Annotated in this window: 4 protein-coding genes; all 4 read right to left on the reverse strand. The window is 66.9% G+C overall.

What is annotated here, in order from left to right; genetic code table 11:
* Positions 1-112: 112 nt before the first annotated feature.
* The 4 genes from CXY80_RS02750 to CXY80_RS19975 all read right to left on the reverse strand — a co-directional run bounded on the left by CXY80_RS02750 (position 113) and on the right by CXY80_RS19975 (position 8576).
* A complete protein-coding gene (locus CXY80_RS02750) occupies positions 113-1078 on the reverse strand; it encodes a MoxR family ATPase (RefSeq protein WP_104131522.1) in 966 nt (321 codons plus the stop codon).
* Between the two features lie 33 nt (positions 1079-1111).
* On the reverse strand, positions 1112-7132 hold the full coding sequence (locus CXY80_RS02755; protein ID WP_146070649.1) for an Ig-like domain-containing protein: 6021 nt from the start codon (positions 7130-7132) through the stop codon (positions 1112-1114).
* Positions 7132-8271: a serine/threonine-protein kinase gene (locus tag CXY80_RS02760; protein ID WP_104131524.1), complete on the reverse strand. Its 1140-nt coding sequence runs from the start codon at positions 8269-8271 to the stop codon at positions 7132-7134. The genes CXY80_RS02755 and CXY80_RS02760 overlap by 1 nt, the downstream gene beginning before the upstream one ends.
* Before the next feature lie 167 nt (positions 8272-8438).
* A complete protein-coding gene (locus tag CXY80_RS19975) occupies positions 8439-8576 on the reverse strand; it encodes a hypothetical protein (protein ID WP_233194867.1) in 138 nt (45 codons plus the stop codon).
* Positions 8577-8975 lie beyond the last annotated feature (399 nt).

The raw sequence follows: 8975 nt of genomic DNA on the forward strand, positions 1-8975 counted from the left end.
GTTGACCTATTCGTGCGCGTCGTGGCATACCGAGTGTGCGTTGCAGACCGGGTCTGGGTGCTGGTGCGCGCCAGATTTGATGTCTGGGAGCGCCGCGATTCGGTGTGAAAGCTCACGCCAGGTCGCTCCGACTGGGCGGAAGCACGTCGAGCAGAATCTGGCCGATAACGGCGCTCGCGGTGACGCCGTCGAACTCGGCCTCAGGGTCGAGCACCATCCGGTGGGCGAGCACCTGCTCGGCGAGCGCCTTCACGTCGTCGGGGGTGACGAAGCTGCGGCCGTGCGCGACGGCCCAGGTCTTCGCGGCCTTGGTAAGGGCACGGGCGCCACGCACGCTGACGCCCATACGCACCTGGCGAGCATTGCGGGTCGCCTCGACCAGGCGACCGATGTAGTCGTAGATAAGAGGGTTCACGAAGACGCCGCGGGCGATGTCGCTCATGCTCACGAGCGCCTGCGGGGTGATCACCGGCGCGAGGTCGTGCCGCACATCGGCGGTGCCCTCGAGAATACGAATGGTCGCGGCGAGGTCGGGGTAGCCGAGCGAGGCCTTCATCATGAAGCGGTCGAGCTGGGCTTCGGGCAGCCGGTACGTGCCGGCGTGCTCGATCGGGTTCTGGGTGGCGATGACGAGAAACGGCACACCGGTGGAGCGGGTGACACCGTCGATGGTGACGTTGCCCTCCTCCATCGCTTCGAGCAGCGCCGACTGGGTTTTCGGGCTGGCCCGGTTGATCTCGTCGGCGAGCACGACGTTGGCGAAGATCGGTCCGCTGTGAAACTCGAACTCGCCGGTCTTCTGGTCGTACACGGTGATGCCGGTCACGTCGCCGGGCAGCAGGTCTGGCGTGAACTGAATTCGGGTCGAGACGCCCTGCACGGTCTGTGACATGGCGCGGGCCAGCGAGGTCTTGCCGGTGCCTGGGTAGTCTTCGAGCAGCAGGTGGCCCTCGCTGACCATCGCGGTGAAGGCGAGTTCGATCACGTGGCGCTTGCCGAGGACGACGCGTTCAACGTTGTCGACCATCATCGTGAAGGTCGCGGCGAACCATTCGGACTGCTCCGGGGTGATTGTCATGGGTAGCTCTTTCAGTGTCACGGTTTATTGCTGTCACGGTGTTGTGGTGGTCGCCGCGGTGCACGCGACGGCGGTGGTCGTCGTGGTACCTGAGACGATTTCCAGGCCCGAGGTTTCGGGGGCGGTCCAGCTCAGGGTCCAGTTCACGTTTCTGGTCTGGGCGGCGTCCAGGGGCACATTCTGGTCGCCGTCCACCCACATTCGGCCACCGTTGGGGTTGATGACGTCGTACTGCGCAGCGGTGACCACCCCCTCGGCGAGGCCGGTGTCAGTTGCGTCGACCGCGACGGCGAGCGTGCCGCCGATGACGCAGCCACTGTTGTCGAGGCCGCTCACCGCGAACCTGACCTGCCAGGCGCGCGCGGCGTCGGCTGCTTCCACCGTCGACCAATCGCTGCACAGGGTGGAATCGGCCTCGGTGCAGTACCGCACGCGAATACGCGGGTCGGCGCCGAACACCGTCGAGCCCCTGACTGCGTCGAAGTTTTCGAAGTCGACCACGAAATCGCTCGGCGCGGTCGTCGACGATGTGGGAGCGGTAATGAGGTACTGGCCGTCAACCGGCGCCGCCAGGCCGTAGGTGTATTCCCCGTTGCCCGGGGCGGGCGGCTGCTCCCAGGTGGTGATCGAATCGACGGCGGCTGTGGCAACCCCGTAGCCGTTGGAGTAGCAGACCGTCACGAAATATTCCGTGTGTTTGGTCAGACCGTCGATTTCGCGGTCTTTCGAGGTGGCTGCGGCGCCGGCCGAGGTCAGTCCGGTCGCGGTGAGTCGGCAGGTCGCGCCCTCGGTGATTGAGGCGACGTAGAGAAATTCTTCCGGCAGGGTGCTGAAGTTCTTCTCGAAGCGCGCTTGGGCCACGGTGATCGACCGGTTCTGCGAGCTCAGCACACCGGCACTGGTGATGGCGGGCGATCCGGCCACGAGCACCGTCTGCGACGTCGTCTCCTCGGTCGGGCCGGTTCCGGCGGGCTGCTCGTGGCGGCTCAGCGGGGTCACGGTGATGTTCTGGTCGCCGACCTCGAGTGCGAGGGTGAGCTCGGTCGTTCCGAGACCGGGCGAAGCGACTCGTTGTTCGACCCCGTTGACGCTGTACCGGTTGGTGGACCGGTCGTTGTTTTCGATGGTCACGGTCACAGCACCGGTGCCGGCGCTCGTCACATCCTCGTCGAAGACCGGCTCAGCCGTGAGCGTTCCCATGCCGGGGGTGTCATAGGACCAGGCCGTGACGCCGACCGCACTGCGAGATTCGCCGACGGCGTTCACAGCCTTGGCCTCGTAGCGGTCCTTCAGACCGTTTTCGGTTGTTCGAATCACACCGCAGTTGCCCGAAACGTCACAGCGACCGACCGAAGCCCCATTGCGGTACAGGGTGAATCCCGTGAGCTTCGGGTAGGTGGAGTTCGCGCCGCCGGGGCTGACGGAAAGGGTGATCGACTCGTCGCCGTAGGCGATCTGGGTGACCGCGTTCGGCGCCTTGGGGTACCCCTGCAGGTCGACCGTGATCGACCCGTTGCGGCTGCCGGCGCTGAGCTTGCCCTGGGCATCCCTCACCACAAAACTGGCCTCGCAGACCCCGCCGGCGGCATCACCAGACCAGGAGGCCCGCACGCTGCGGGTGTTCTCCACCGCGAAGGAGACGCCGACGCAGGTGCTCGGCGCCGCGACCGACACCAGTACAAGCGGCGTGTTGCGGTACAGGTTGACCTCGCCGGCCACGCCGACGACGGCGATCGAGCAGCTCGAGCCGGAGGACTGCGAACAGGTCCGTGCCACCGTACCGCCCTTGGGCAACTCGCTCGGCGCCGGGCCGACTTTGAGCGCGAGCAGGGCCGGCTCGGCGTCGCGGTGGCTGGCGAGGCTCACCGTCACGGCCGCCTCACGGCCGGCCACGGCGTTGTCCACGACGGAGATCGTGAGAATGGCACCGTCCTGCGTCACGGTGAACTGGTCGGAGACGATCTCGGTCGCGAAGGTCAGCGCCGGTACCGCTCCCTTACCCTGCCAGTCGACCATGTGGCTGAGGTCGTAACGAATGTCGTCGGCGCCCGGGCTTTGGGTCAGTGCCGCTGGGCGCAGGGTCGGCTGCGGGTCAAGCGGTTCAACGACGATCGGCACGACCAGCTGGGTGTAATCCTCCTGGCCGTCGATGCGCACCGGCACGGTGCACGAGTCGCTCCAGGGGGCATCGGATCCGGCCCGATAGGTGACGCGGGTGCCGGCGTCGAAGGTACACCGCGCGTTTGCGCGTTCGCCCGATGAACGGATGCCCGACCGCTCCAGTTGCAGCTCGGTCCCGGCCGGAATCGACACCAGGCTGGCCAGGTTGAAGCTGACGGAGGCGTCTTCCCGAACGTTCTGCTCCACGTTGCCGTTTTTGAGCGCGAGGATGATGGCATCCGCTGAAGGAATGCGCAGGAACCCGTAGGTGGTGACTTCGACACCCTGAAAATTGAGGCCGGTCAGCGAGAACGGGGCGAGGAGTCCCTCGTCGGGAACGTCGCCGCTGATCTTCCAGCCGGAGACCGTGAGGCCGGGGTGGTCGCCCCACAGTGCGAGGGTCAGGCCCCCGACGTCGCCGGAGTTCCAGGAGACTTTGCCGGTCACGACGTCGATGCCTGTCGGGAACGAGTCGCGCTCGTCGAGAGCGACGGTCGTGTCGATGACGATGGGAAAGTCAGGAACGGAGGCGCGCACCACCTTCACAACGATGAGGCCCTGGCCGACGTCTTCGTTCTCGTTGGCGACGGAGTAGACGAAGGTGAGCAGTCCCGGGTCGTCGCCGGCGGTGAAGACCACCTGGTTGTCGGTGACCTGCTCGATGCGCTGCTGCAGGGCATCGTATTCGAGCGAGCCGGCCGTGGCGTCGGGCGTGACGCCGGTCAGGGTGAGGCGTCCGCCTCCGGGTTCCACGTCGTTGGCGGCCGGGCGCACGATCACCAGGTTGTCGGCACCGACCTGCACCTCGACGTAGTCACTGAACGTGATCGGGCTCGGGTTGGAGCGCTGGTCGAGCACACCGATGCGCACCAGGGCGATGCCGGTGGCGCCGCTGGCATCGCGCACCCGGTATTGGAATTCGATGGCGCCGTGGTAGTCGAGCGGGCTGGAATAGACAATGGCGTCGCCGGTGGCGTTGACCTCGGCGGTTCCGCGCGCCGGTTGGGTCAGTACCCGGTCGAGTACGACGGTGTCGCCATCCGGGTCGAGGCCGAAGCTGTCGAAGGGAATCTCGATGCTCTCCCCCGACAGCACGCGGCCGTAGAGGGTGTGCGGCTGTGGGGCGGTGTTGTCGCCCTCGGCGAGCACCTCGATCGAGACGACGGCCGAGTCGATCAATTCGGGGGCGCCGGCGACATAGACGCTGTAGCCGAGTTCATAGCTGCCCGGCTGGTCCGGCGCGAGGTAGCGCAGCTCGGCGCCGGCCGCGAAGGCGAGACCCCGATCGCTTCTGTTCTGCACCGATTTGGCGTTGAGCATCACGATATTGCCGTCGGGCGCGACGTCGTTGGCGAGCACGGGAATGTCAATCTGCGCGCCGACCCGTACCGAGACACTGTCGTTCCTGGCGATCGGTGCCTGCGGCACTGACGCCGGAAGCAGGTAGACGGTGGCCTCGCCGCGCACGGTGTACAGCGGGTTTTCGGTGCCGTCAGAGACGGTGTAGCGCACGATGCCGAGCTTGCCCGGCTGTTCGTCGGCGGTCGAGCCGCGCACGCGCAACACGTTCTGGCCGACCACGTCGACGCTGAGCGACGCCCCGAACACGGTGTCGGGGATAGCTTCGCCGAGCAGCAGCACCCGCCCGGCCGGGTTGGAGACGGCGGTGAAGACGTCGACGCTCGTGTCCGCCTTGGGCCGCACGAAAACGGTCACCGGGGAGGTGGTGAGTGCCTGCGCATCCGCTGACACCACCGAAATGCGCACGAAAGAGACGACTTCGCTGGCGTCGTCGGCGATGGTGAGGCTGACCGTGTAGTTGCCTGGCATAGTGGCGACGAAGTCGAAGGAGGTTCCGTTGGCGGTGACGCCGACCGTGGATCCCTCGGAGCTGATCGGGATGGTCGCCGAATTGATGCGGTACAGGCCGGCTGCGCCGGAGACGTACTCGGCCGGGCTGACCGTGAGGCGTTCGTTCACCGAGGCGAGCAGTGCGAACGGTAGGGCCGTGAGCTGCGGGGTCGGCGTGACCGCGATCGTGAGCACCTTCTCGGCCGTGGCACCGTGAATGTCGGAGACGCTCACCAGAATGGTTGCCGATTGCGCGGTCTGGTCGGTCGCGTTGGGGTGCTTGTAGACGAGCACCCCGGCCGGCGTCACGCTGACCGAGCCGACGTCGGTCGTGTTCACAACGGATGCGACGAAAATCGGATCCCCGTCGGGATCGACCCAGCCGGGCAGCACCGGAACGGTGACCGTACCGCCGGGTTGCACCTCGGGGCTCGGCCAGTCTTGCAGGCAGCCCTCGGTGCCGCACCATACCGGCGCGGCATTCACGTCGTCGCCGTGCACGGTCAGGGTGACCGTCGTGGCCGGCGAGTTGAGTCCGTCTGCGCGGGAACCGTCGGTGACGGCGTAGCTGAACGTGGCCGAGCCGCGAGCGCCGGCGGCGACCTGCACTGCGATGGCCTGGTTCGAGTCGGTGACGCTGACGGTGCCCCAGGAAGGGTCAAGCCCGGTCACCGAGGCTGGCAGCACGGTGAGCACGTCGTCGTTGGCGTCGTGGTCGTTGAGCAGCACGGGAAGCAGGGCGAGTTGGTCGCTGCGTACCCCGAAGGCATCGGCAACCGCCACGGGAGCCTTGGGCTCGACAACCTCAGAGGCTTCCTCCACGTCGTCCTGGCGCTGCGGTTCTTCAGCGACGGCGAGGGTCCAGTCCTGGGAACTCTCGACCAGGGCGCCGCCCGGAACGGTCCACACCCATCCGCTCCGGGAGTCGTTGAGAATCATGAGGGAGTCGTTGGACCGAAACGCGGGGGCTGCGTCCCCGTTCGGTGTGGCCGTGCCGTAGCTGAGCGTCGTTTCGCCGGCGCTTTCGCTGAACAGGGTGCCGCCGGTGCCGGAGGACGGCAGCCAGGCCGCGTAGCGCTCGCCATTAAAAGGGGTCGGTACGGCCGGGACCCCGAGCACAGTCTCAAAATCGCCGACCAGTTCGGTGCGGGCACCGTCAGCCAGCGCAAAGGAAACCAGGCCGGTCTGGTCGGCCACGAGCACGCCGTCGGAACCCCGCAGGTCGTCGGTGCTGCTCGGGCGCTGCAGCACGGCCAGCTCGCTCAGATTCGTCTCGACCGGTTCGTCCTGGCCGGCCAGCCAGAGTTCGTCGCCGGCCACGCTGAGCAGCGCCCAGGTATCGCCGACGACGCTCAGCTGGGTGCCTGGCTCGGTCGGCCCGTCGGTGACGGTGTCATCACCCAGAATTTCGTCGTCCGCTATGGAATAGCGCAGCACGCTGTTGGCCGCGCTGGAGTAGCTGTAGAGCACGCCGTCGGGGGTGATCGCGACGGCGTCGGAGACGTAGGAGCGGGCGGTTTCGCCCTCGATGACTTCGTCGTCGGCGTAGGGGTTGACCGGGCGCGGGGACTCGGCCGCGCCGACCGCCCCGGCGAACACCGCTCCGGTGCTCGTGAGGTAGCCGACCCAGGCCCCCGATGAGACGACGGTGCGGGTACCGGCCGGGGTCACGTCGTAGTCGGCGGCGTCGTCGCCAAGGTCGATCGGCGCGGCGAGGCTCACGTCGACGACTTTTTCGTTGTTCTGCGCGTAGAGCAGCACGGTCGCGTCGGTCTGCACCAATTCGCTCGGCGCCGGCACGGTTTTCACGGTGTCCAGTTCGAGCAGGTCGGTGTTGATGCGGGCGTACCGGTTACCGTCGCCGCTCTGCAGCGCCCAGATCGAGCTCGCGTGCACCGGAGTCTGCTTTACGTCGAAACCGTCGACGACGATGGCCACCGTGGCCAGCAACGCACCGATCGCGGCCACCGCCATAATGCGAATAATGCCGCGACGCTTCTTCGATATCACCGGGAATCGGCGGCGGGTGCGCGGCCCGGCCACTAGATCAGCCCAACGAGAAACAGGGCGCCGAACGTCGCGCCACCACCGACGACGACCGCCCCGACCAGAAGCAGGGCGAGGGCCACCGGGCGCAGGTGCGTTCGGCGAGGGCCGTCGACGTCGGTCAGCGTGCCCTCCCGCGTTTGTGAGGCCGGGCGACGGGTGCCCCGGCCGGGGCGCAGCGACGCGATGACCACGTCGGAGACGACCGGGCCGCGAGCCTCCAGGTTGTTGAAATCGACGGGCATGCCAGCGGATGCCCACGCTTCGTCCGCCACTTCGAGCGCGGTGATCGGCAGCCCCAGATCGCGCTGCACCCGCTGCAGGTCGTGCGCGCACTCGAGCAGGCTCGCCTGGCGGCTGGCCGGGTCGCGACTCATCATGCGGGCGAGGATGGTTTCGAGGGCGGGGGGAACATCCGCTCGCCCGATGCTCGTGTATTTGGCCCGGCTGATGCGTTGTTTCAGCTGTGCGCGCGATCCGGCGGATCCGGTGGGCAGGTCGAACGGGGCCCGATCGGCCAGCAGCGAGTAGAGCGTGGCGCCGAACGACCAGACTTCGGTGGCGACGGTACCGGTCGTGCGTTCGTCGACAACTTCTGGGGCGCTCCACGGCAGCGACATGGCGAACAGTTCGCCCGGGCCGCCGCCGGCCAGGGAGGCGGCGATACCGAAGTCGCCGAGTACCGGACCGCCGAAGGTCGTGGTGAGAATGTTGGACGGTTTGATGTCTCGGTGCAGCACCTTGGAGCGGTGTGCGGTTTCGAGGGCGCAGGCGATTTTGACCGCGACGCCCAGCACCGTCGCCAGGGGCAGCGGCGCAGCGCGCTCACGCGAGGAGTATGAGCCGGGGCAGAATTCCATCACGAGACAGGGGCGGCCGTCGGCCGAGATGCTCGCGTTGTAGACGGTGAGAATAGACGGATGCGAGCTGAGCCTGGCCATGACATCGGCTTCGGCGTTGAATGAGCGCAATACGTCATCGTCGACGATGTCCCGCAGCAGCACTTTGACGGCCACGGAGCGGCGCGGCATGTTCTGTTCGAACAGAAAGACGTCGGCGAATCCGCCGGTGCCGAGCGGGCGCACGTAGCTGTATCCCGACAAAACGGGCGGAACAGAGGGAAGTCGCCTGCCCATTGCTCCCCCCGACCTGCGTTGTTTCTGTCGTGCAACCTTGTGCTGGTCTAAGGTTCAAGCTTAACCACGGCGCCCGATCCCGACACCCACAAGGGGACATGGTACACCCCCACAATGGGGGTGCAAAATGTGAGCGCGGTGGGGGCCACAGAACGCTTGACCGGGCGCTAGCCGCGGATAGCGTTGCCGAGCTCGGTGTCCGCGTTGCCGAGTGCGTCGGCGGCGGCGGTGAGGAACTGACTCATGCCGTCGAGGCCGTCGAGGCCGTTGACCGCGACGGGTCGTGCCCTGCGTGAACGAGTCATACGCGGTCTGGAAAGCACCCGAAGCCGAGTCCGTCACGAAGCGGGAACCGACCAGATTGTTCACGAGCGTCTGCAGCTCGGTCAGCTTGGTGATGAGGTCTTCCTTGCCGCAACTGAGTCGACCAGCGGCATCCGTCATGTCGGACTAGGTCACATTGCGATTGGCCACGGTGTCCCCCCACTTGTTTGAGCCCGAAGGGTGCGTGTGGTCCTGACCTAATGGCAATACCCCGGACGGGTCGAATAGGGGTGCGCTCACCGTCCACTGCCCGCACTGGACGCTAGCTGCACGAAGTCGGGGTGCTGGTTCCCTGCGAGACCCGCCCGTTTCCGTTGGTCGAGCTTGCCGAGACCGCCATGGACTGGGCTGAGCCGGTCTCGACAACGCGCGGTCGGCCC

The organism is Cryobacterium sp. M91, assembly GCF_002929615.1.
Classification (GTDB): domain Bacteria; phylum Actinomycetota; class Actinomycetes; order Actinomycetales; family Microbacteriaceae; genus Cryobacterium; species Cryobacterium levicorallinum.